This window comes from Rhizobium sp. FKL33 (assembly GCF_005222915.1).
In the GTDB taxonomy this organism is placed as follows: domain Bacteria; phylum Pseudomonadota; class Alphaproteobacteria; order Rhizobiales; family Rhizobiaceae; genus Rhizobium_E.
Genome location: NZ_STFX01000022.1, coordinates 29,312 through 49,949, shown reverse-complemented (window position 1 = coordinate 49,949; position 20,638 = coordinate 29,312). Strand labels below are relative to the sequence as shown.

Below are 20,638 nucleotides of genomic sequence, written 5' to 3'. Positions count from 1 at the left end.
GACCGAAAGAGGTTTGCGGCTTGGATCACATTCGCGGCGAAAAGGTGGTGTTTGGAAAGGGCGACTATCGTCCCCTCGACGATTTGCCGTCGTGCCAGCGCCCCGAAGCCCCTGTCCTCGCGACGCCCAAGGCGCGGGGTCCGATGCACGCGCTGGCCAAACTGCTGGCGGCTGTGGTGCTGATCCTGTCGGTTTTGTTCAGCGGCGCCCTTATCGCTCTGGAAGAAGGCTATCTCGACGACACGCTCACGGCGCGGGCGGAGCATGAACTTTCCGCCGCGCTCGGCGCGGATTTCCAGCCTGCCGTCGGCTCCGTGCGGCTGCGGTTCACGCAGACCTGGCTGCTCGGTCTTGCGGCTGGCGACGTGACCATCACCCATAAGCCCACGGGCATTGTGGCGCTCAAGACCGACAGCCTCAAGGTGGCGATCAGCCCGCTGGCGCTGATGATGGGGCGGATCGTGGTATCGCGCGCGGAAATAGGTTCGGCGGAAGGTGATCTTCGTTTTCTGCCGGCGGGCTCTCCGATCGATTTCAAGGCGCTCAGGATAGATGCTATCCCCGCAGCGCTGGACAGGGCCTTTCCGGCGCTCGACGGTCTGGTCGCCGCCTTACGGCGCGCCGATGTGAGGGATATCGCAGCCGAGCGGTTGTCCTTGAAGCTGCCGCGTCCAACGAAACATGGGGACAGCGTTTCCCTGGTCGGTTTCGATCTCACCCACCCAGATCAGGGGCGGTATGTGCTGAGGACGGACGCTCAGTTCGGTGACATTCGTCCCGGCATCACTGTTGCGCTCGACGCGAACGGGGACAAGGCTACGGCGCTGAACGTGAATGTCGAGAACCTGCCGTCCGGCTCCTTCATCATGAAGCGCAGCAAGATCACCGGCGAAAAACGCTTTGGCGTCGAAATGCCGCTCGACATCGGCCTCACGGCGGAACGCGACAAGTCACTCCTGGTCCGTATCGGCGCCCGCCCCGGCCTTTTCTACGCCGACAGCATCACCCAGCAGGTCGAGAAGGGCGAAGGCCTGCTTCGTTACGATTTCGCCAACCGGAAATTCATCCTCGAAAGCGGCCAGATCCTGGCCGGCAAAACGCGATTGCCGCTGGTCGGCACGCTGATCGATCTCGACCGCGTGCAGAAAAATCAGCCGCCTGGATATGCTTTCGAAGTCGTCTCCAACGAGGCGAGGGCGGATGCCGAGGGCGTCAACCTTCCGCCGCAGCCTTTCAGCTTGCAGGTCTCTGGCTTTTTTGCGCCTGAGCCGCGCTTGCTTCAGCTCGACACGATCGGCGTCTCGACCGCAGAAGGCAATTTTGCCGGATCGCTGGCGGCGCGCTTTGTCGAACCGTCTCCGGCGGTGAGTTTCGCGGCGCGCTCGGACGAACTGACGGTCGATTCGGTGCGGCGACTATGGCCCTATTGGTATGCTGCGAAGGTGCGAAACTGGGTCATTCACAATGTGGAGGGCGGCAAGGTCCGCAATGGCCAGATCGATGTGAATCTTGCCGCCGGCCGCATTCCAGAACATCCCATCCCCATCCGTTTCGAACCCGGCGAAATCAAGATTTCGCTGGATGTGGAAGACGCGTCGATCCGGTTCAACAAGACCATGCCCCAGGCGACGAAAACCAGCGGCCGGGTTGAGATGATCGATCGCATGGTCAAGGTGAGCATCTCCAAGGGACAGATACCCTTGCCTTCGGGGAGAACCCTGACAAGCGATGGCGGCAATCTCGTCATCAAGGATATCTCGACCAAACCGCTCATGGCCGCGCTCGACCTGGCGGCAAAGGGGCCTGCCGCCGCGGCCGCGGAACTCGCGAGTTTTCCGCCGATCAATGCGACATCGCGCGCGCCTTTCGCTCCTAGCGACCTGTCGGGAAATGTGTCCGGGCAGATCCAGGGCGTCTTCGGATTGGAACAAGATCAACATCCGCCGCCGCCAGCCTTTACGGCCGATCTGTCGCTCTCCGATATGGCGCTCAAGAAGCCTTTCCGCGACAAGAAGATCGAAAACCTCTCCGGAAAACTGTGGATCGATCAGAACAGCGCGGAACTCGCCGCAACGGCGTCGATCGACGGCATGAAGCTCAACATCGAGGCCACGGAGCCGGCTCGCGCCGACAAAACGGAGCTGAGGAAGTGGCGGGTCTTCGGCGACATCGGCGAGGACAAGCTATCGTCCATCGGGCCCGGCTTGACCGAGGTGGTGTCAGGGTCCGTGGGGCTTGACATGCGTGGAGACGCGAAGAGCCCCGACAAGGTCAAGCTCGACCTCACGGCAGCTTCGCTGTCTGTCCCAGGGATCGGCTGGCGAAAAGGGCCCGGCGTGTCGGCTGCGGCGGAATTTTCCATCTCGTCCGTCGACGGCGTGACGACGCTCGACAGTTTTAAGCTCGGTGGTGACGGTTTCGGGGCGTCCGGCGTGCTGAAGCTCGATAAAAAGGGACTGGCTTCCGCCAATTTCAAGAAGATCAAACTCTCGGGCGGAGACGATTTCGCGGTGTCTGTCGACCGTAAGCGCAATGGCTTCGCGGTCGATGTGACCGGCGACAGCATCGACCTGCGCCCGCTCTTGGCGAAGCTGAAGGACGACAATGGCGCGGGTGAAAGCGATGGCGGCAAGGATGCGAGCAGCAATCTGATCAGCGCCAATCTGGGCGCCGTCGGCGGCTACAACAAGGAAAGCCTCTCCGGTGTGCGGCTGAGCATGGCCACCCGCAAAGGAGAAATCTCGACGCTTGAATTCAGCGGCGTCACCCGCTCGGGCCAGGCCGTGGTGGTGCGCAAGAATGCATCAACCGGCGCGTTCGAGATCGCCAGCGGCGACGCCGGCGCGCTCGCCCGTTTTGCGGATGTTTACAAGAACATGAATGGCGGCTTGCTGAACGTGAAGCTGACAGCGCGCGGCAACAAGTCCTGGCGCGGATCGGTCGATATCCGCAATTTTTCTCTCGTCAATGAACAGCGGCTGAAATCTCTTGTCTCCGCCCGCACCGGCGCGAATGGCGAAAGCCTGACCGATGCGCTGAAGACCGAGATCGACACCAGCTCCCAGAAGTTCCGCCGTGGTTTTGCGCGGCTGTCGATCGATGGCGGTTTGATCAGCGTGCAGAACGGCATCGTGCGTGGCGACCAGGTCGGCGCGACATTCCAGGGCGTGGTGCGGGATCCGCGAGGCCGGATCAATGTCACCGGGACTTTCATGCCGGTCTACGGCATCAACAGCCTGTTCGGGCAGTTGCCGATCATCGGCGATATTCTCGGCAACGGCCGTGATAGGGGCCTGCTCGGGATCACCTTCAAGCTGGAGGGTCCGTTCGATGCGGCGCAACTGACCGTCAATCCGCTGTCGCTGATTGCGCCGGGCGTCTTCCGCAACATCTTTGAATTCGAATGAGAAACGCCGCGCCCAATGAGGACGCGGCGCGGAAATTCGGAGCTTGTGCGCAAGGTTCAGACGGGCTTGACCAGCACGTGCTTCTTCTTGCCGAGCGACAGCTTGATTACGCCGTCTGCGGTGACGTCGCCCGCGCCGATCACCGACTTCTCGTCGCTGACGGTTTTGTCGTTGATCTTGACCGCGCCGCCCTGGACGTGGCGGCGGGCTTCGCCGTTGGACGCAGCGAGGCCGGCCTTGACGAAGAGCGCCAGAAGGCCGACGCCGGCGTCGATTTCGGACTTGGCCAGTTCGACGGTCGGCAGATTGGCGTCGAGCGCGCCTTCCTCGAAAGTCTTGCGCGCCGTCTCCGCCGCCTGTTCCGCCGCCGCGCGGCCATGCAGCATGGCGGTGACTTCGGTCGCCAGGATCTTCTTGACCTCGTTGATCTCCGATCCGCCGAGGGCGGACAGCCTGGCGATTTCGTCCATCGGCAGCGTGGTGTAGAGCTTCAAGAAGCGACCGACATCGGCGTCTTCGGTGTTGCGCCAGTACTGCCAGAAATCATAGGCCGAGAGCATGTCGGCGTTAAGCCAGACGGCGCCCGTGGCGGACTTGCCCATCTTGGCGCCGGAAGACGTGGTCAGCAGCGGCGAGGTCAGCGCGTAGAGCTGCGGCGTGCCCATGCGATGGCCGAGATCGATGCCGTTGACGATGTTGCCCCATTGGTCGGAGCCGCCCATCTGCAGCCGCACGTCGTAACGCTTGTTGAGCTCGACGAAGTCGTAGGCCTGGAGGATCATGTAGTTGAATTCCAGGAAGGACAGCGACTGTTCGCGGTCCAAGCGCGTCTTGACGCTGTCGAAGGACAGCATGCGGTTCACCGAGAAATGACGGCCGACATCACGCAGGAATTCGAGATAGTTGAGCCCGCGCAGCCAGTCGGCGTTGTTGATCATCAACGCGTCCTTGGGGCCATCGCCATAGGTCATGTAGTTGGCGAAGCACTTCTTGATCGAGGCGATGTTGTTCTCGATCGTGTCGAGCGTCATCAGCTGGCGGGCTTCGTCCTTGAAGGAGGGGTCGCCGACCATGCCGGTGCCGCCGCCCATCAGCGAGATCGGACGGTGTCCCGTCGCCTGGAACCAGTGCAGCATCATGATCTGGATCAGCGATCCGGCATGGAGCGAGGAGGCGGTGGGATCATAGCCGATATAGGCGGTGACGATTTCCTTCGAAAGCAGGTCGTCGAGGCCGGTTTCATCGGAGATCTGATGGATGAAGCCGCGTTCGGAAAGAGTGTGCAGGAATTCGGACTTGAACTTGGACATGGTCTTCTGCTTTCGGATGGAATACGAGCGCGCCTTTAGCAAAGTTTTTCCAGACTTGCACCCCTTGGAGCCATGAAAAGGCGTGATGGGGCGGGTGGCGATTGCGAATGTGTCCTCTGTGCAGTACAGTTTCGCATGATCAACGTTTTCACGACCGATGTTTTCGATGCGTGGCTTGAGGGCCTGAAAGATGACAGGGCCAGAGCCCGGATCACGATGCGTCTCGTGCGGATGGAGAACGGGGCGCTCGGTGATGGAAAGCCGGTGGGCGATGGCGTTTCCGAGGCGCTGATAGACTATGGTCCGGGTTATCGACTGTACTTCACGCAGAGAGGGCCCGTCATCATTTTGTTGCTGTGCGGCGGAGACAAGTCGCGCCAGGAGCGTGACATCAAGGAAGCAAAACGGCTCGCCAAAGAATGGAAGGAACGCGCATGGGACTGATCACGAAACCGTTCGACGCTGCGAAATATCTCGATAGCGACGAGGCGATCGAGGAGTTTCTGGCTGCCGCGTTCGAAGAGGGCGACCCCGCCTTCATCGCACGCTGCGTGGGCGTCGTCGCGCGAGCGCGCAACATGAGCCAGCTTGCCCGCGATGTCGGCATGAGCCGGTCGGCGCTCTACAAGGCGCTGAGCGGCGAGGGGAATCCCGAATTCGCCTCGATCATGAAAATCCTGGATGCGCTCGGGGTGAAGCTGTCCGCCAAACTCGTTGCCAAAGCGCCGGAAGCCGAAGATCATGCTGCAGCTTGAGACGGCGATCGGTCTCATGAGCGGCACGTCGATGGATGGCATCGATGTGGCGTTGATCCGCACCGATGGCGAGCGCCGCGTCGAGCGCGGTCCCTCGATGAGCATCCCCTATGAGTCCGCCTTTCGCAGGCGGCTGCAGGCGGCGCTTGAAACGGCCAAAACGATCATGTCGCGAGAGGAGCGTCCCGGCGATCTCAAAGAGGTTGAGCGCGAACTGACTGAGCGGCATGCCGTAGCGGTGAAGGCCTTCCTGGACCGGTTCGCGATCGATCCAGTGACGGTCGACCGGATCGGCTTTCACGGACAGACCGTGCTGCACCGGCCGCGTCAAGCGTTGACGGTGCAGATCGGCGACGGAGCCCTGCTCGCCCGGGAAACCGGCATTCCGGTCGTCTATGACATGCGCGCCAACGACATGGCGCATGGCGGGCAAGGCGCGCCGCTGGCGCCTGCCTATCACGCCGCACTGGCGGCAGGCCTCGAGCTTTATGCAGGCCGGGCGACGATGTTCGTCAATATCGGCGGCATTTCCAACCTCACCTTCATCGGCGCGAAGGGCGAGATCATCGCCTATGATTCCGGTCCCGGAAACACGCTGATCGACCAGTGGGTGGAAGAGGAGGCGGGACTGCCTTTCGACCAGGGCGGCGCGATCGCCTCTGAAGGCGTTGTCGTCAGGGCGCTGATCGATCGTTATCTCGATCAACCCTTTTTCATCTCCACCGAACGCATCTCGTTGGATCGCAACGATTTCCGTCCTCCTGTCCCCGGCGAGATCGGGCTGTATGACGGCGCGCGCAGCCTGGCGCGGCTGACGGCGGAGGCGATCGAGCGCTCGCTGCGCCATCTGCCCGAGCGGCCCGCGCTCGCCGTCATCTGCGGCGGCGGACGGCTCAACAGCGTCATCATGCAGGATCTCGCCGAGGTTCTTGCGCCCATGGTCGTCGCGCCCGCGGAGCGCTTCGGCTTTTCCGGCGACGGCATGGAGGCGGAGGCCTGGGCTTATCTGGCAGTCCGCTCAGCCAGGGGGCTGCCGCTCAGTTTTCCCGGCACGACGGGCGTGGCGGAGCCGGTAAGCGGCGGGGTGTTGGCGATGCCCCAATTGGCGGATTGCGCTTGAGACAAGATCGTAAGCATTGAGGATAGTCTATTGTCCATCGACCATATTGCGCCCGTAGAGCTCGAGAAGTCCTATCGGCTCGTGAACCACGGACCGACCGTGCTGGTGTCGGCCCGACATGCGGGAATTGACGACGTGATGGCTGCGGCATGGGTGTGCGGCCTCGACTACCGCCCGGCAAAGCTGACCGTGGTGCTCGACAGCGCGACGATGACCCGCAAATTGCTGGAAAAGTCCGGGACGTTCGTCGTCCAGGTTCCGACGGTGAACCAGGCCAGGCTTACCTATGACCTCGGACATTCCAGCCTGCATGACGATCCCGAAAAACTCAAAAAGGCCGGCGTCGAACTTTTCCAATTCGAAGGTCACGATCAGCCCTTCGTGGCCGGTTGTACCGCCTGGCTTTCCTGCCGCCTGCTGCCGGAAATCGCGGTTCAGGACCGATACGACCTGTTTATCGGCGAGATCGTCGGAGCCTGGGCCGACGCCCGCGTGTTCCGGGACGGGCATTGGCGGTTTGAGGAGGCGAGCCCCTCGCTTAGAAGCATTCACTATGTTGCTGGCGGTCAGTTTTATACGATCGGCGATGCGGTCAACGTGGCGGAATAGTTTCCGCGCTTACTGCACGACTCTCGTCCGCGACGGCTCTTCCGCTTTTCTATGAAGAAGGGCGATCCATCGACTTAAAATGTCGCCTGGGTCAATGCCCAACGCTGAATATGCAACAAAAAGTCACTGTTGACGAGAATTTATCGGCGCTTGCGAGTGCATGCAACCATGAAATTTCATCGTTCGCACTGCTAAAACGCAGAATGGTGAATTAGCAACAAATTAAATAAATCATCTCAAATTGAACAAATGCAGCGTAAGGCAGATCTTCTCTGCGCGTTGAGCGTGTAGGTCTCTTGGTTCAATAAGGTAGATATCTTGCGTTTTTTGGCGAATGGAGTGTGCGCCTGTTTTCATGATCTGTTGCCCCAGGTTGCGTGTGGTCATTCGAGATGAGGGCAGCTGAGGAGAGAAGAGTTCTACGGCGGTGTGAATCCTGCATGTTTTCAAATCCACTCCAGCTACTCGCTTTGGCTGTATCGACTCATCGATTGGTCGATCGACAACGGGCTGAACGCGATGGAAAGAAGTCTGGCGGGCTCAACTTGTGCGAATGCAGCTTAGGATAGGGGATCTGGAATGTCTTTCTACACTCAAATGAAGAAATCGTCGAAGCCGCAGGCTGCGCTTGCGGAGATTCAGCGTGTAACGGCTGCCGTTTCGGGCGGGAGCCTTTCAGAGCGTGCAGATCTCAATGCAGCAACGGGCGAAGCCCGGGAGATGCTGGCGGCTGTGAACGCCTTGCTTGAGGCCGGCATGCAACCGATGCAGAAGCTTCGGGCCGCCCTCACATACGTGACCGTCGAGCACGAAAAAGGCGATATCGACGTCATGCTGCCGTCGGACGAGTTCAGAGGCGAATTTGCCGTCATGGCCAAAGGCGTCAATGATCTGGTCAACGCCCATATCGCCGTGAAGAAGAAGGCCATGGCCTGCATCAAGGAATTTGGCGAGGGCAATTTCGATGCTTCGCTCGAGCAACTTCCCGGCAAAAAGGCGTTTATCAACCAGACGATCGATACTTTGCGGGCCAATCTGCGGGGGTTGATTTCCGATATGAACGCAATGTCGGCGGCGCATGACAGGGGCGACATCGACGTCTTCGTGCCCGTCGAGAAATTCAAGGGCGATTTCGCCGTGATGGCGAAGGGCGTCAACGACATGGTCGGCGCCCATATTTCCGTCAAGAAAAAGGCCATGGCTTGCGTGAAGGAAATGGGGGAGGGTAATTTCGAAGCCTCGCTCGAACAGTTTCCCGGTAAGAAGGCCTTCATCAACGAGACGATCGAGACTCTGCGCGCCAACCTCAAAGGGTTGATCTCCGAAATGAACAGGATGTCGGTGGAGCACGACAAGGGCGACATTGACGTCTTTGTGCCCGTCGAGAAGTTCAAGGGCGATTTCGCCGTGATGGCGAAGGGCGTCAACGACATGGTCATCGGTCATATCGCCGTCAAAAAGAAAGCCATGGCCTGCGTGAAGCAGTTGGGCGAAGGCGATTTCGAAGCGCCGCTCGAGCAATTTCCCGGCAAGAAAGCGTTCATCAACGAGACCATCGAAACGCTACGTAAGAATTTACGGGCCATAACCACCGAACTGCAGCGCCTGATCGTCGCCTCGACCGCCGGCAAACTTTCCGAGCGCGGCGCTGCGAACCACTTTGTCGGCGATTTCGCCAAGCTGGTTTCCGGCATCAACGGTATGCTGGACGCCATAATCCTTCCGATCTCCGAGGGCAACCGCGTTCTTCGCCAGGTCAGTATCGGCGATCTCACGCAGCGCGTGGAGATCGAATGTGAAGGCGATCACGAGCGGATGAAGGTCGCGATCAACAATCTGGTCGACAATCTCCGCAACACGGCGTCGATAGCCGACCTGATCGCCGGCGGCGACCTGACCGTCGAACCTCAGCCGCTGTCGGACAAGGACAGGCTGGGAATGGCGCTTGTATCCATGGTCGACCGCCTTCGTGGGGTCGTTTCCGATGCGATGGCCGCAAGCCAGAATGTCTCCGCCGGTTCGCAGCAATTGTCCTCCGGTTCGGAGCAACTGTCTCAGGGCGCCACGGAACAAGCCGCTGCGGCTGAAGAAGCGTCCGCTTCCATGGAGGAGATGGCCGCCAACATCAAGCAGAATGCCGACAATGCCGCCCAGACCGAAAAAATCGCCCGTCAATCCTCGAAGGATGCTGAAGCCTCAGGCGAAGCGGTCAACCGGGCGGTGTCCGCCATGCGGGCCATCGCCGAGAAAATCTCCATTGTGCAGGAAATCGCCCGTCAGACCGATCTTCTCGCTCTGAATGCTGCGGTGGAAGCGGCCCGCGCCGGAGAACATGGCAAAGGCTTCGCCGTTGTCGCCTCCGAAGTTCGAAAGCTTGCCGAACGCAGCCAATCCGCCGCTTCCGAAATCAGCGCCCTGTCCGGAGATACGGTGCAGGTGGCGACCGAAGCAGGGCTCATGATCTCGCGTCTCGTTCCCGACATTCGCAAGACTGCCGAACTGGTTGCCGAAATTTCAGCCGCCTGCCGCGAACAGGACATCGGCGCGGCACAGATCAACGAAGCGATCCAGCAACTCGACAAGGTGACGCAGCAGAACGCCGGAGCCTCCGAGGAGATGTCCGCGACCTCCGAGGAACTCGCAGCCCAGGCAGAGGAACTTCAGACCTCCATCGCCTTCTTCAAGGTCGACGATGCCCGGGAGGCCAAAGGTCCAAACCGCAATCAGTCGATCTATGCTCAGCCGAGGAACAAGAGCCCGAGCAAATTGACGCCGAGAGCTTCCATGCACAATTCCGCCCAATCCGTTGCTGGCCAGCAGGCCCGTGTCAAAGGCCTGGTCCTGGACATGGCGATGGGTGGTCCTGACGGCGAGGATCCGGAGTTCAAGGCTCGCGCTTACTGAGCGTTATTGCAGAAGCACACCGTGTAAACAAAAGGCCCGTGAGCATGCTCGCGGGCCGAATGCATTTGATCTGGAAATAGAATGGATTATCTGATGCGCTTGGCCGCCGGTTCCGGCACGAGTTCGCCGGCCAGGCGACGGTCGAGGTAATCGCCGCATTCGTCGATCAGCGGCTCCATCTGGCCCGAGAAGAAGTGGTTGGCGCCCGGCACCGTCTTGTGGGTGATCAGGATGCCTTTCTGCTGCTTGAGCTTGTCCACCAGGCCGATCACATCCTTCTCCGGCGCGACCTTGTCGGAGTCGCCGTTGATGATGAGGCCCGAGGACGGGCAGGGGGCGAGGAAGGAGAAGTCGTAGATGTTCGGCTGCGGCGCGACCGAGATGAAACCCTCGATTTCCGGGCGGCGCATCAGCAGCTGCATGCCGATCCAGGCGCCGAACGAATAGCCGGCGACCCAGCAGCTCTTCGAATCGGGATGCAGGCCCTGCACCCAGTCGAGCGCGGACGCGGCGTCGGACAATTCGCCGGCGCCATGGTCGAATTCGCCTTGGCTGCGGCCGATGGAGCGGAAATTGAAGCGGAGCGTCGTGAAGCCGCGCTTCTGGAACATGTAGAACAGCTGGTAGACGATCTGGTTGTTCATCGTGCCGCCGAACTGCGGATGCGGATGAAGGATGATCGCGATCGGCGCGCTTTTCTGCTTCGAGGGCTGGTAGCGGCCTTCCAGGCGTCCGGCAGGACCATTGAAGATGACTTCAGGCATTCTCACTCCGCTGTTGACGGTTCGCTAAAAAAGCCCGGAAAGCAGAATCCAGTCTTGACGAAACAAGTCAGCTTTTCTAAGAGCTAGTTTAGAACCATTCGAAAGTTGGGGCCTTGGCCCGTTTCGTGTGACGCTTCATAGGACAGGCAGGACAAGAATTTCAAGGAAAATGCGCTCGGCGCATCGTCCGACACCGTGAAAGGCCAGAATGAACCGCCCGCGCGCCTATTTGGACTGGAACGCCACCGCGCCGCTTCTCGATGAAGCGCGCGAGGCCTTCCTGCGCGTGAGCTTCATGCCCGGCAATCCGTCTTCGGTTCACAATGAAGGCCGCGCGATCAGGCGCGAGATCGAGACCGCGCGCCGGCTGGTGGCGGAAGCGGTCGGCGGCAAAGCCGCCAATGTCACCTTCACCAGCGGGGCCACCGAAGCGGCCAATCTCATTCTGACGCCCGATTTCCGTATGGGCAGGGCGCCGCTTGCCGTGAGCCGACTCTATGTCTCCGGGATCGAGCATAAGGCGGTGTTCGACGGCGGACGCTTCCCCGCCGAATCCGTGACGCTCATTCCTGTCGATCGCGACGGCGTCGTCGATCACGATGCGCTGTCGGCGCTGCTCGATGCCCATGACAAGGCGTCCGGCCTGCCAATGGTGGCTGTCATGGCGGCGAACAACGAAACCGGCGTGCTGCAGCCGATCGCCGAGATCGCCCGGCTAACGCATCAGGCCGGCGGCTTGCTGGTGGTCGACGCTGTGCAGGCGCTCGGCCGGTTGCCGCTCGATATCGAAGCGCTTGAAGCTGATTTCCTGATCCTGTCGTCGCACAAGATCGGCGGCCCGAAAGGCGCAGGCGCGTTGGTCGCACGTGGCGAAACCTTAATGCCGGCGCCGCTTCTACGCGGCGGCGGGCAGGAAAAGGGCCATCGTTCCGGTACGGAAAACGCCGGCGCCATCGCCGGGTTCGGCGCGGCTGCCGCGCTTGCAGCCCGGGACATCGACATGCGCGCCGCCTCGCTCGGCGCGCTGCGCGACCGGATCGAAGCGCAAATGGCGGCGATTGCGCCCGATATGGTCGTCCACGCCCGCAGCGCGCCGCGTCTGCCCAATACGTCCTTCTTCTCGCTGGATGGTCTGAAGCCGGAGACGGGACAGATCGCTTTCGATCTCGAAGGCGTGGCGCTGTCGGCTGGTTCTGCCTGTTCTTCGGGCAAAGTCAGCGAAAGCCATGTGCTCAAGGCGATGGGGTTAGATCCCAGGCTGGGCGCGCTGCGTATTTCGATTGGCCCCGATACGAGCGAGGAGGACGCCGTCCGATTTCTTGAGGCGTTCCGCAAGGTCGCCTCGCGGCTGGGCAAGGCGGATGCAGCGTAATTTTGTGCGGAAAATCAATTTTCCGCTTGCCTGAACGGTGAAAAACGCCTTCTGGCAAACCTATATAGCGGCGGTGTAAACCGTCAAACGACAACAAGCTGCCGGCCTTGACCCGGCAAGATTGGAGATCGACATGGCTGCGGTTCAAGAGACCATAGACCAGGTCCGCGCGATCGATGTGGACCAGTACAAATACGGCTTCGAAAGCAATATCGAATCCAACACGCTGCCGCCCGGCCTGAACGAAGATGTCATTCGTCTGATCTCGGCCAAAAAGGACGAGCCGGAATGGATGCTGGAATGGCGGCTCGACGCCTATCGCCGCTGGCTGACCATGGTCGAGCCGGAATGGGCGCGTGTCGAATATCCCAAGATCGATTTCAACTCGATCAGCTATTATTCCGCGCCGAAGAGCCAGTCCGGCCCGATGTCGATCGACGATGTCGATCCCGAGATCCTGAAGACCTATGAGAAGCTCGGCATTCCCCTGCGCGAGCAGGAGATTCTTGCCGGCGTGCAGAACCGCAAGATCGCCGTCGACGCCGTGTTCGATTCCGTCTCGGTCGTCACCACCTTCAAGGAAGAGCTGAAGAAGGCCGGCGTGATCTTCATGTCGATCTCGGAAGCGCTGCGCGAGCATCCCGATCTGGTGCGCAAATATCTGGGTTCGGTCGTGCCGGTCTCCGACAATTTCTACGCGACGCTGAATTGCGCCGTCTTCACCGACGGCTCCTTCGTCTATGTGCCCAAGGGCGTGCGTTGCCCGATGGAGCTGTCGACCTATTTCCGCATCAATGAGAAGAACACCGGCCAGTTCGAGCGGACGCTCATCATCGCGGAAGAGGGCGCTTACGTCTCTTATCTCGAAGGCTGCACCGCGCCGCAGCGCGACGAGAACCAGCTTCACGCCGCCGTGGTCGAACTCGTGGCGCTCGATGACGCCGAGATCAAATATTCGACGGTGCAGAACTGGTATCCGGGCGATGTGAACGGCAAGGGCGGCATCTACAATTTCGTCACCAAGCGCGGCGATTGCCGGGGCAAGAATTCCAAGATCTCCTGGACGCAGGTGGAAACCGGTTCGGCGATCACCTGGAAATATCCGTCCTGCATTCTGCGCGGCGACGGCTCGCGCGGCGAATTCTATTCGATCGCCGTCTCCAACGGCTATCAGCAGGTCGACAGCGGCACCAAGATGATCCATCTCGGCAAGAACACGTCGAGCCGCATCATCTCCAAGGGCATTTCCGCCGGCCGTTCGCAGAACACCTATCGCGGCCAGGTGTCGATCCACCGCAAGGCGGAGAATGCGCGCAACTTCACCCAGTGCGACAGCCTGCTGATCGGCGACAAATGCGGCGCCCATACCGTGCCCTATATCGAGGCCAAGAATTCCAAGGCGCAGCTCGAACACGAGGCGACGACATCGAAAGTGTCGGAGGACCATCTGTTCTACTGCATGCAGCGCGGCATTCCCGAAGAGGCGGCGCTGGCGCTGATCGTCAATGGCTTCGTGCGCGAAGTCATTCAGGAACTGCCGATGGAATTTGCGGTGGAAGCGCAGAAGCTGATCAACATCTCGCTCGAGGGTTCGGTGGGGTGATGATGGGAGCGGTTCGAGCCAATTTCGGCGGACGAGACAGCGAGGGAGCCGCATTGGCCGTTCTTGTGGATCGGCTGTCGAAAGCGCTCGATCCCCAGGCAATCTGGCTGTTCGGCAGCCGTGCGACAGGTTCTGCCCGGGATGACAGCGACTTCGATCTTTTGGTCCTCGCGCGCGAAAACGGAAGCTTCGGTTGTGACGACTATGAATTGGTCGATGCGCCGCTGCGCGACACGGGAATTGGAGCTGATGTCGTGCCCTGTGACATGGAGGTCTACCGCGCCAGTCTTGGGTTGAAGACGTCATTCGTTCGGCAGATCGTGGATCATGGGCGACTGGTCTATGGCGAGGCGCCCTGATGACGCCGGAGGATCTTCAGCGGCTCAGGGTTCGAGCTTTCCTTCAGCTTGCGAAGGAAGAATTCGAAGTGGCCATGCAGTTGCGGACGGATCATCGACGGCAGGCCGCGTACTTTCTGCAGCAGGCGGTGGAGAAGCTTCTGCGAGGAATACTGGAGACTGAATCCGTGCCTGCGGGAACCATGCACAACATCCGTGGCCTCGCGGATCTGCTTCCGAAGGGACACCCGCTGTTCGAGCGGTTTCTTGAACTGGACGAACTTTCGCCGGCCGCGACCCGATACCGCTATCCTAGCCCAAAGGGCACGCTGGCGGATTTCGATGATCGGCGCTTCGATGTGCTGACCCCGAAGGTGGAGGTCCTGTTGCGCGACGCTGGCGCGGTGATGGAGCGCTTCGCCGCCGGAAACTGAACAATCCCGGTTCCGCCGGGGAGAATGAATTGGAAATATGCGGGTCCTTGAAACCCGCGATATGACAGGAAGAAACACCATGCTTGAAATCAGAAACCTGCACGCCCGCATCGCCGAAGACGGCACGGAGATCATTCGCGGCCTGAACCTGACCGTGAAGGCCGGCGAAGTGGCGGCCATTATGGGGCCGAACGGCTCGGGCAAATCGACGCTCTCCTACATCCTGTCGGGCCGCGAAGACTATGAAGTGACCGAAGGCGACATCCTGTTCAACGGCGAGAGCATTCTGGAACTTGATCCGGCCGAGCGCGCCGCCAAGGGCATCTTCCTGGCCTTCCAGTATCCGGTCGAAATTCCGGGCGTCGCCACCATGCAGTTCCTGAAGGTCGCCATGAACGAGCAGCGCAAGGCGCGCGGCGAGGCCGAGCTGACCACGCCCGAATTCATGAAGCTGGTGAAGGCCGCCTCCGCCGAGCTGCAGATCAATCCGGACATGCTCAAGCGTCCGCTCAATGTCGGCTTCTCCGGCGGCGAAAAGAAGCGCGCCGAGATCCTGCAGATGTCGCTGCTGCAGCCGAAGCTCTGCGTGCTCGACGAAACCGATTCCGGCCTCGATATCGACGCGCTGAAGATCGTGTCCGATGGGGTCAACGCGTTGCGGTCGCCTGATCGCGCCGTGGTGGTGATCACCCACTATCAGCGCCTGCTCGACCATATCGTGCCCGACACGGTGCATGTGCTCTACAAGGGCCAGATCATCAAGTCCGGCGACAAGACGCTGGCGCATGAGCTGGAAGCGAACGGTTACGCCGACATCATCGGCCAGGCCGCCTGAGCGGGGATTGACGCCATGACGATCCAGACACAGATCCAGCCGACGGCGGCCGAAAGCGCGCTTCTCGACGCCTTCGGCGGCGCGCTCGGCCAGCTGCCGGGTGATGCCGCAGTGACCACCCAGCGCTCGACGCTGATCCAGGGCATCAAGACCGCGGGCCTGCCCACCCGCCGCCGCGAAAGCTGGCACTATACCGACCTGCGCACCATGCTGCGCCCGGCTCCGGCCGCGCTGTCTTCGGTGACGCCGGATACGGCGGCTCCGCTGGTGGCGGGCTCGCTCGTGCTCAGCGTCGCCAATGGCGAAGCCGCATCGGGCGCCACGATTTCAGGCGCGTCGGTCAAGACCTATGCCGAAAGCCTGCGGGACGGCTCCGCGCTCAAGGGGCTGACCCTGCGCGACGCCGACGACGCGGTGGCGCGTCTCAACGGCGCCTTCGTGACCGACGGCTATGGGATCAACCTGCCGGATGGCTACGCCAGCGAACGGCCCGTCGAAGTGCAGTTCGCCCAGGGCGGCGGCTTCTTCAACACGCGGCTGACCGCCCATATCGGCGCGGGCGCCAAGGCGACCTTGATCGAGCGGCATCTGGCCGGCGGCGAAGCCTCCGCGCTGACCTCGCATGTCACCGACATCTCGCTCGGCGCCGGCGCCGAAGTGACCTGGATCATCGCCCAGCAGCAGGGTCTTTCCGACCAGCATCTCGGCCAGATTCGCGTCAAGTTCGGCCGCGACGCCAAGCTGCGTCTCTATCTCCTGAACGCCGGCGGCAAGCTCGTCCGTCAGGACATCCTCGTGGATGTCGACGGCGAGGGATCCGACCTGATGCTGCGGGGCATCAACTTGCTCGGCGGCGAAAGCCATACCGACGTGACGCTGGTGCTCGGCCATAACGTCGAAAACACCACCTCGACGGAAGTCATGCGCAATGTGGTCTTCGGCAAGGCCAAGGGCGTGTTCCAGGGCCAGATCCGCGTCGCGCCCGGCGCGCAGAAGACCGACGCCAAGATGTCGTGCAACACGCTGCTTCTGTCCGACGACGCCGAATTCTCCGCCAAGCCGGAGCTGGAAATCTTCGCCGACGACGTGCAGTGCGGCCATGGCGCGACGGTTGCCGATATCTCCGACACCCATCTCTTCTACCTGAAATCCCGCGGCATTTCCGAGCCGAAGGCGCGTGCGCTGCTCGTGCAGGCCTTCGTGCAGGAAACGGTCGAGGAACTGGACGACGAGGCGCTGGTTGAGGGTCTCGAAGCCGTGATCCAGGCCTGGCTGGAAAAGCAGGTGGCTTAAACCTGTTATGACGGTGCGCTGCCCCTCATCCGGCTGCCGCCACCTTCTCCCCGCATTGCGGGGCGAAGGGACATGGAGCGCCAGCGTTGCCATACCCTCCTTCTCCCCGTTCTACGGGGAGAAGGTCCCGGCAGGGGGATGAGGGGCGGAGCACGCTCTTCACGAAAAATAACCGAACCGGACCCGATCCGAAGGACATCGACATGACTGGCTATGACGTCGAGGCGATCCGCAAGGATTTTCCCATTCTGTCCAGAACCGTGCATGGCAAGCCGCTGGTCTATCTCGACAACGGCGCCTCGGCGCAGAAGCCGCAAAGCGTGATCGACGCGATCAGCCATGCCTATTCGCATGAATACGCCAATGTGCATCGCGGCCTGCATTTCCTCTCGAACGCTGCGACCGACGCCTATGAGGGCGCGCGCGAAAAGGTGAGGGCCTTCCTGAACGCCGGTTCGGTCGACGACATCATCTTCACGAAATCCTCGACCGAAGCGATCAACACGGTCGCCTACGGCTGGGGCATGCCCAATATCGGCGAAGGCGACGAGATCGTGCTGTCGATCATGGAGCATCACTCCAACATCGTGCCCTGGCATTTCATTCGCGAGCGGCAGGGCGCCAAGCTCGTCTGGGCGCCGGTGGATGACGAGGGCGCCTTCCATATCGACGATTTCGTCAAATGCCTCAGCGACAAGACCAGGCTCGTCGCCATTACCCATATGTCGAATGCGCTCGGCACCATCGTCAATGTCAAGGAGATCTGCCGCATTGCCCATGAGCGCGGCATTCCGGTGCTGATCGACGGCAGCCAGGGCGCGGTGCATATGCCCGTCGATGTCCGCGACATCGACTGCGACTGGTATGTGATGACCGGCCACAAGCTTTACGGCCCCTCGGGCATCGGCGTGCTCTATGGCAAACCGGAGCGTCTCAAGGCCATGCGGCCCTTCATGGGCGGCGGCGAGATGATTTCGGAAGTGACCATGGAGACGGTGACCTACAACGATCCGCCGCACCGTTTCGAAGCCGGCACGCCGCCGATCGTGCAGGCGATCGGGCTCGGCTATGCGCTCGATTACATGGAGAAGATCGGCCGCGCCGCGATCGCCTCCCATGAGGCTGATCTCGCCGCCTATGCCGCTGAACGGCTGCGCTCGGTGAACTCGCTCCGGATCATCGGCAATGCGCCCGGCAAGGGCGGCATTTTCTCCTTCGAACTCGAAGGCATTCACGCCCATGACGTGTCGATGGTGATCGATCGACGCGGCGTTGCGGTGCGCGCCGGCACCCATTGCGCCCAGCCGCTCTTGCAACGCTTCGGCGTCACCTCTACATGCCGGGCGTCATTCGCCTTGTACAACACGAGGGCCGAGGTCGACGCGCTGGTGGATGCGCTCGAACACGCCCGCACATTCTTTGCCTGAAGGAAGCGCCATGACCGAGGAAGCTGAAAAGATCGACGCGCGCATGGGACTGATCCAGTCCACGATCCCGCCCGAGGAAATCGACCGGCTGACCGACGACATCATCGCCGCGCTGAAGACCGTCTACGACCCGGAAATTCCGGCCGACATCTACGAACTCGGCCTGATCTACCGCGTCGACATCGAAGACGACCGCATGGTGAAGATCGTCATGACGCTGACCGCGCCGGGCTGCCCGGTGGCTGGCGAAATGCCCGGCTGGGTGGAAAACGCCGTCAGCGCCGTGGAAGGCGTCCAGGGCGTGGAAGTGACCATGACCTTCGATCCGCCGTGGTCGGCCGAGCGCATGAGCGAAGAGGCGCAGGTGGCGCTGGGGTGGTATTGACGCGCTCTGGTTGATTTGCCACGTTAGATCCCTCTCCTATTAGAGAGGGTCAGGTCACGACAAGGGCAATCTCCTGGATAAAGCCGGCAAGGCGAGAATTTGAGACATTTCCGGCTGCAGCGCAGTTGGAGATCCTGACGGCTCTCGACATCGCCGCTCATGGTCATAAGGCGGCTACAGCGAAACCTTTAAAGGGCATAGACGGCGGCGTATTCGAAATTGCGCTGCCGTTTCGCGGCGATGCGTTTCGTGTTATCTATGCTGTCCAGATTGGCGACGATCTATGGGTCGTTCATGCTTTTCAGAAGAAGTCGAAGACCGGCATCAAGACGCCTCAGCATGAAATTGATCTGATCAAGCGGAGACTGCGGCAATTGCGGGAAGCACTGTGATGAGCACCGATGATGATTTGGAACTGGTTCGCGGCAGCGGCAATGTCTTTCGCGATTTTGGATATCCTAATGCTGAGGTGTTGAGCGCCAAATCGAAGCTGGCGGCCGAGATCATTGCCGTTATTGGTGATGATGACTTGTCCGCCGAGTTCTTCAATGCGCATCCGGGTTTGAATGTCGAGGAGTTGATGCGGATACGCAATGCGTCACTTTCTGATATCAGCATTGATCGCCTCGTTGAGATCGTTGCGGCTTTGGGTCGGTCAGTGGAAATCGACCTTTCATTTCGAAAAGCCAACGCGCTCACCGCCGCCCAATAGCCCTCACACCACCCTGTAGTCCCGATCGAAATACACCAGCGCCTCGCCATCGGGCCGCACCACTGTTTCGATCACCTCACAAAACAGCACGTCATGGGTTGCGCCGTCAGCGATCGATGTGATGCGGCAGTCGAAGCTGGCGAGCGCGTCGGGCAGGCGCCAGGCTCCGGTTTCGGTCTTTTCCCAATCCGCGCCGGCGAAACGCTCGTCGACGGGCGTCTTGCCGCCGAACAGGCGGCTGAGGTTTTGATGATCGTTCGAGAGCACGTTGACCGTGACGACGCCATTGGCTTTCACGGCCGGGAAGGCCGAGGAGCCGCGGTTGAGGCAGACCAGCAGCGTCGGCGGATTGTCCGAGACGCTGGTGACGGCAGTGGCGGCGAAGCCCGCCTTGCCGCCCACGCCATCCGTGGTGACGATGGTGACTGCGGCGGCGAGACGCGCCATGGCGTTGCGATAGGCTGCGCTGCGTTCGGCGGCGATATCGGGCGTTTCGATCATCTTGGTGGCCAGCATGGCTTTTTCCTTTGCGTGCGCCTCAGGCGAGGAAGTCGAGAATGGTCTGGTTGAACCGGTCGGGATGGACGACATTGACGGCGTGGCCGCCGAAATCGTCGAGGTGGAGCCGGGCGTTGGGCAGGCCGGCCGCCAGTCGCTCCGAACGGGAATAAGGGACGAGCAGGTCGTCGCGGGTGGCGTAGATCAGGGTCGGCGTCTCGATCTTTTCAAGCGCGGCGTCAACATCAAAGGCCCGCAGTGCGGCGATGCGGCGGAGAATATTGGTCTCGCCCTGGAAATGCGCGAGCGCATGCGCTTCCTCCACCGCCATCCGCTCGGGATTGTCGGCCATGAAGATCGCCGGATAGAGAAACAGCGGCTGCGCTTTCACGAAGGCCGGCACGCCTGATTTTTGCAAAAGTTCGATGCGCACGTCGAAGCAGCGGCCGGAATGCGGGTCGGCCTTGCTCCAGGCGTTGATCAGAACCATCTTACCGATGCGGCGGGGTTGGCGGAGCGCAATATCGAGGCCCATCAGCCCGCCAAGCGCATGGCCGATGAAATGAAACGTCTCGAGCTTCAAGGCGTCGGCGATCTCCAGCACGTCATCGGCCATAGCGCGGATGCCGCCATCCTTCGGAACTTCGCCGCCGGTGCGTCCGCAGCCTGTGTGATCATAGGTCACCACGCGGTGGGTTTTCGCGAGCGCCTCGATCTGTGGCGTCCAATAGGCGCCGGAGCCGCCGAGGCCGGAGGAGAGGAGGATGGTGGGGGCGCAAGGGTCGGTGGAGCCGTGGATGTCGTAATGCATGGGATGCGCTCAAACTCTGTGGTGTAAAAAACCCCGCCCCAAACCCCTCCCCACAAGGGGG

The 20,638-nt window shown here is 61.1% G+C and carries 20 protein-coding genes; 16 read left to right on the top strand and 4 right to left on the bottom strand.

Annotation, left to right across the window (positions count from 1 at the left end; genetic code table 11):
* Positions 1-20 precede the first annotated feature (20 nt).
* Entirely contained in the window at positions 21-3,407 is a 3,387-nt protein-coding gene (locus E8Q41_RS14285) for a DUF3971 domain-containing protein (RefSeq protein ID WP_137156218.1), read from the top strand.
* 56 nt (positions 3,408-3,463) lie between these two features.
* On the opposite strand, the gene tyrS is transcribed toward E8Q41_RS14285, so the two are convergent.
* Positions 3,464-4,717: a tyrosine--tRNA ligase gene (gene tyrS, locus E8Q41_RS14280; RefSeq protein ID WP_137156217.1), complete on the bottom strand. Its 1,254-nt coding sequence runs from the start codon at positions 4,715-4,717 to the stop codon at positions 3,464-3,466.
* 135 nt (positions 4,718-4,852) lie between these two features.
* Here tyrS and E8Q41_RS14275 point away from each other — a divergent pair, with 135 nt between their 5' ends.
* The 5 genes from E8Q41_RS14275 to E8Q41_RS14255 all read left to right on the top strand — a co-directional run bounded on the left by E8Q41_RS14275 (position 4,853) and on the right by E8Q41_RS14255 (position 10,105).
* Positions 4,853-5,161 (top strand): type II toxin-antitoxin system RelE/ParE family toxin, encoded by a 309-nt coding sequence (locus tag E8Q41_RS14275; RefSeq protein WP_137156216.1) that lies wholly within the window; start codon positions 4,853-4,855, stop codon positions 5,159-5,161.
* The gene (locus E8Q41_RS14270) at positions 5,152-5,472 is read left to right on the top strand and encodes an addiction module antidote protein (RefSeq protein WP_137156215.1); all 321 of its coding nucleotides are present in this window, start codon (positions 5,152-5,154) and stop codon (positions 5,470-5,472) included. The genes E8Q41_RS14275 and E8Q41_RS14270 overlap by 10 nt, the downstream gene beginning before the upstream one ends.
* Positions 5,459-6,592 (top strand): anhydro-N-acetylmuramic acid kinase, encoded by a 1,134-nt coding sequence (locus E8Q41_RS14265; protein ID WP_137156214.1) that lies wholly within the window; start codon positions 5,459-5,461, stop codon positions 6,590-6,592. The genes E8Q41_RS14270 and E8Q41_RS14265 overlap by 14 nt, the downstream gene beginning before the upstream one ends.
* A 30-nt stretch (positions 6,593-6,622) precedes the next feature.
* Complete coding sequence (locus E8Q41_RS14260; RefSeq protein WP_246660190.1) at positions 6,623-7,201, top strand: flavin reductase family protein; 579 nt, start codon at positions 6,623-6,625, stop codon at positions 7,199-7,201.
* Between the two features lie 579 nt (positions 7,202-7,780).
* Positions 7,781-10,105, top strand: a complete 2,325-nt coding sequence (locus E8Q41_RS14255; protein WP_170976482.1) for a methyl-accepting chemotaxis protein — start codon at positions 7,781-7,783, stop codon at positions 10,103-10,105.
* 86 nt (positions 10,106-10,191) lie between these two features.
* On the opposite strand, the gene E8Q41_RS14250 is transcribed toward E8Q41_RS14255, so the two are convergent.
* Positions 10,192-10,869 (bottom strand): alpha/beta hydrolase, encoded by a 678-nt coding sequence (locus E8Q41_RS14250; protein WP_137156213.1) that lies wholly within the window; start codon positions 10,867-10,869, stop codon positions 10,192-10,194.
* 208 nt (positions 10,870-11,077) lie between these two features.
* Here E8Q41_RS14250 and E8Q41_RS14245 point away from each other — a divergent pair, with 208 nt between their 5' ends.
* From E8Q41_RS14245 to E8Q41_RS14200, 10 genes are all read left to right on the top strand, one after another.
* Positions 11,078-12,241, top strand: a complete 1,164-nt coding sequence (locus E8Q41_RS14245; RefSeq protein ID WP_137156212.1) for a cysteine desulfurase family protein — start codon at positions 11,078-11,080, stop codon at positions 12,239-12,241.
* Between the two features lie 133 nt (positions 12,242-12,374).
* Positions 12,375-13,844 carry a Fe-S cluster assembly protein SufB gene (gene sufB / locus E8Q41_RS14240; protein ID WP_137156211.1) on the top strand — a complete coding sequence of 490 codons (1,470 nt, stop codon included), beginning with the start codon at positions 12,375-12,377 and terminating at the stop codon, positions 13,842-13,844.
* Complete coding sequence (locus E8Q41_RS14235; RefSeq protein WP_246660195.1) at positions 13,844-14,203, top strand: nucleotidyltransferase domain-containing protein; 360 nt, start codon at positions 13,844-13,846, stop codon at positions 14,201-14,203. The genes sufB and E8Q41_RS14235 overlap by 1 nt, the downstream gene beginning before the upstream one ends.
* Positions 14,203-14,616, top strand: a complete 414-nt coding sequence (locus tag E8Q41_RS14230) for a HEPN domain-containing protein (protein ID WP_137156210.1) — start codon at positions 14,203-14,205, stop codon at positions 14,614-14,616. Before E8Q41_RS14235 ends, E8Q41_RS14230 begins: the two co-directional genes overlap by 1 nt.
* Before the next feature lie 79 nt (positions 14,617-14,695).
* The gene (gene sufC / locus E8Q41_RS14225; RefSeq protein ID WP_137156209.1) at positions 14,696-15,451 is read left to right on the top strand and encodes a Fe-S cluster assembly ATPase SufC; all 756 of its coding nucleotides are present in this window, start codon (positions 14,696-14,698) and stop codon (positions 15,449-15,451) included.
* A gap of 15 nt (positions 15,452-15,466) precedes the next feature.
* Positions 15,467-16,744 carry a Fe-S cluster assembly protein SufD gene (gene sufD / locus E8Q41_RS14220; protein WP_137156208.1) on the top strand — a complete coding sequence of 426 codons (1,278 nt, stop codon included), beginning with the start codon at positions 15,467-15,469 and terminating at the stop codon, positions 16,742-16,744.
* 203 nt (positions 16,745-16,947) lie between these two features.
* Complete coding sequence (locus E8Q41_RS14215; RefSeq protein ID WP_137156207.1) at positions 16,948-18,171, top strand: cysteine desulfurase; 1,224 nt, start codon at positions 16,948-16,950, stop codon at positions 18,169-18,171.
* A 10-nt stretch (positions 18,172-18,181) separates the two neighbouring features.
* The gene (locus tag E8Q41_RS14210) at positions 18,182-18,556 is read left to right on the top strand and encodes an SUF system Fe-S cluster assembly protein (RefSeq protein WP_137156206.1); all 375 of its coding nucleotides are present in this window, start codon (positions 18,182-18,184) and stop codon (positions 18,554-18,556) included.
* Positions 18,557-18,594: 38 nt separating this feature from the next.
* Positions 18,595-18,948 carry a type II toxin-antitoxin system RelE/ParE family toxin gene (locus E8Q41_RS14205; RefSeq protein WP_137156205.1) on the top strand — a complete coding sequence of 118 codons (354 nt, stop codon included), beginning with the start codon at positions 18,595-18,597 and terminating at the stop codon, positions 18,946-18,948.
* A complete protein-coding gene (locus E8Q41_RS14200; RefSeq protein WP_137156204.1) occupies positions 18,948-19,268 on the top strand; it encodes an XRE family transcriptional regulator in 321 nt (106 codons plus the stop codon). Before E8Q41_RS14205 ends, E8Q41_RS14200 begins: the two co-directional genes overlap by 1 nt.
* 3 nt (positions 19,269-19,271) lie before the next feature.
* Here E8Q41_RS14200 and E8Q41_RS14195 read toward each other — a convergent pair whose 3' ends face one another.
* Positions 19,272-19,784, bottom strand: a complete 513-nt coding sequence (locus E8Q41_RS14195) for a flavin reductase (RefSeq protein ID WP_137156203.1) — start codon at positions 19,782-19,784, stop codon at positions 19,272-19,274.
* A gap of 22 nt (positions 19,785-19,806) precedes the next feature.
* Positions 19,807-20,577, bottom strand: coding sequence for a pyrimidine utilization protein D (rutD, locus tag E8Q41_RS14190; RefSeq protein WP_137156202.1), 771 nt, complete (start codon positions 20,575-20,577; stop codon positions 19,807-19,809).
* Between the last annotated feature and the right edge of the window lie 61 nt (positions 20,578-20,638).

Excerpts from the sequence above, each read along its gene's own strand:
- tyrS (WP_137156217.1), bottom strand. The coding sequence starts at position 4,717 with ATGTCCAAGTTCAAGTCCGAATTCCTGCACACTCTTTCCGAACGCGGC.
- E8Q41_RS14275 (WP_137156216.1), top strand. The coding sequence starts at position 4,853 with ATGATCAACGTTTTCACGACCGATGTTTTCGATGCGTGGCTTGAGGGC.
- E8Q41_RS14270 (WP_137156215.1), top strand. The coding sequence starts at position 5,152 with ATGGGACTGATCACGAAACCGTTCGACGCTGCGAAATATCTCGATAGC.
- E8Q41_RS14265 (WP_137156214.1), top strand. The coding sequence starts at position 5,459 with ATGCTGCAGCTTGAGACGGCGATCGGTCTCATGAGCGGCACGTCGATG.
- E8Q41_RS14255 (WP_170976482.1), top strand. The coding sequence starts at position 7,781 with ATGTCTTTCTACACTCAAATGAAGAAATCGTCGAAGCCGCAGGCTGCG.
- E8Q41_RS14250 (WP_137156213.1), bottom strand. The coding sequence starts at position 10,869 with ATGCCTGAAGTCATCTTCAATGGTCCTGCCGGACGCCTGGAAGGCCGC.
- E8Q41_RS14245 (WP_137156212.1), top strand. The coding sequence starts at position 11,078 with ATGAACCGCCCGCGCGCCTATTTGGACTGGAACGCCACCGCGCCGCTT.
- sufB (WP_137156211.1), top strand. The coding sequence starts at position 12,375 with ATGGCTGCGGTTCAAGAGACCATAGACCAGGTCCGCGCGATCGATGTG.
- E8Q41_RS14235 (WP_246660195.1), top strand. The coding sequence starts at position 13,844 with ATGATGGGAGCGGTTCGAGCCAATTTCGGCGGACGAGACAGCGAGGGA.
- E8Q41_RS14230 (WP_137156210.1), top strand. The coding sequence starts at position 14,203 with ATGACGCCGGAGGATCTTCAGCGGCTCAGGGTTCGAGCTTTCCTTCAG.
- sufC (WP_137156209.1), top strand. The coding sequence starts at position 14,696 with ATGCTTGAAATCAGAAACCTGCACGCCCGCATCGCCGAAGACGGCACG.
- sufD (WP_137156208.1), top strand. The coding sequence starts at position 15,467 with ATGACGATCCAGACACAGATCCAGCCGACGGCGGCCGAAAGCGCGCTT.
- E8Q41_RS14215 (WP_137156207.1), top strand. The coding sequence starts at position 16,948 with ATGACTGGCTATGACGTCGAGGCGATCCGCAAGGATTTTCCCATTCTG.
- E8Q41_RS14210 (WP_137156206.1), top strand. The coding sequence starts at position 18,182 with ATGACCGAGGAAGCTGAAAAGATCGACGCGCGCATGGGACTGATCCAG.
- E8Q41_RS14200 (WP_137156204.1), top strand. The coding sequence starts at position 18,948 with ATGAGCACCGATGATGATTTGGAACTGGTTCGCGGCAGCGGCAATGTC.
- E8Q41_RS14195 (WP_137156203.1), bottom strand. The coding sequence starts at position 19,784 with ATGCTGGCCACCAAGATGATCGAAACGCCCGATATCGCCGCCGAACGC.
- rutD (WP_137156202.1), bottom strand. The coding sequence starts at position 20,577 with ATGCATTACGACATCCACGGCTCCACCGACCCTTGCGCCCCCACCATC.